The following is a 1,299-nucleotide window of genomic DNA, read 5'->3' as shown; positions in this document are numbered from 1 at the left end:
CCGCTTCCCCGCCCCCGGGGGGAACCGTCCCGGTGGTCGCCGGCGTCCCTGTCCTCGCCCGACCCTGTTCCCGCTCGTTCTCCGGGATCTCCGGGGACTGACCCGCCACCCGCGCCTCCTCGCTCTCGTGCACCGGTCACCGACCGGATCACTGCCGCTATCAGTGTGCCGCTTCCTGTGCACCGTGGCGCACAGCCTCCCCCATGGCGGAAAGTCGCGGTCTACCCGCATGGACGACAACGACATATCCGCGAGTTGCATCACAAAACGACCACGCACCCTCGACAGAACATTGTGAGAGGCGTCACCCTGTCTTTCATCCACGCGGGGAGGCATGGATGAGCAGGAGTCGTAGAAGCATTCCGGAGGAGTTGCTGCTGCTCGCTCTGGACCCGACCACGGGTACCACAGCACAGCCGCAGTCGCTCGACCTCGGCCTGGCCGGGGCCCAGCTCGTCGAGCTGGCTCTCGCGGGGCGCATCGCCCCGAACGGAGACCGTATCGCCGTGGTACTCGCACGGCCCACCGGTGATCCGACCCTGGACACCGCCCTGGAGTTGCTGCGCAGGCGCGGCGCTCCGGTGCGCGCGGTCCACTGGGTCGGAGGCCCCCGGCTGGGCCTGCGGCAGACCTACCTGTCCCATCTGGAACGCTGCGGCATGGTGCACGCGGTGGAGAACCAGATGTGCGGTGTGCTGCCGACGACGCGGTACCAGGCGACCGACACGGAGGTCAGCCGGGAGATCAGGGCCCGCCTCGACGGTGCCATCCGCACCGGGACCCCACCGGACGCCAGAACGGCCGCCCTGGCCGCCCTGGCGCACGCCGTGGGACTGGGCAAGCACCTGTACCCGGGCAACGAGGGGCGGTCCTCCCGCTCCCGGTTGCGGGACCTGATCCGCCACGACCCGATGGGTGGGCTCGTCGCCCACGCCGTCATGGACGTGCAGAACGGTGTCGCGGGTCAGGCACGTCGACCCGCACCGGCGGTGCGGGGCCGACGGCCGGCCGTACCGACGCCGGCCCGGGGCGGTCAGCAGGTGCCGGACCAGACCCGACGGAGGGAGCCGGCCAGGGTGCCCGCCCGGCCATCCCTCTCATCGCGTTAGCACCGGTCGGTGACCGGCCCGCGCCCCGACGGGGCCCGGGTCGGTCCGACCGGTGCCGCAATCCCACCGGGAGCCGCCGGTGCGGGGTGCGGGTGCGGGCGTCGTCGCCGAGTGCGACGGCGGCCGTCCCGCACCCCGCACCCGTTTTCGGACATCCGTACGGGAGGGGGTCGGTCCGGCTCCCCCACCC

At 72.4% G+C, this 1,299-nt stretch carries 1 protein-coding gene; it reads left to right on the top strand.

All coding sequences use genetic code 11. The features are described 5' to 3' along the window. Nucleotides 1-338 precede the first annotated feature (338 nt). Nucleotides 339-1,109: a GOLPH3/VPS74 family protein gene (locus tag FOE67_RS25955; RefSeq protein WP_182667265.1), complete on the top strand. Its 771-nt coding sequence runs from the start codon at nt 339-341 to the stop codon at nt 1,107-1,109. Nucleotides 1,110-1,299 lie beyond the last annotated feature (190 nt).

It is taken from the genome of Streptomyces calidiresistens, from assembly GCF_014141525.1.
Taxonomy (GTDB): Bacteria; Actinomycetota; Actinomycetes; order Streptomycetales; family Streptomycetaceae; genus Streptomyces; species Streptomyces calidiresistens.
The sequence above is the reverse complement of the archived record's forward strand: the minus strand, read 5'-3'. Positions and strand labels throughout refer to the sequence as shown.

What these genes read in the sequence shown, in the direction of transcription:
- FOE67_RS25955 (WP_182667265.1), top strand. Translation starts at nt 339, where the DNA reads ATGAGCAGGAGTCGTAGAAGCATTCCGGAGGAGTTGCTGCTGCTCGCT.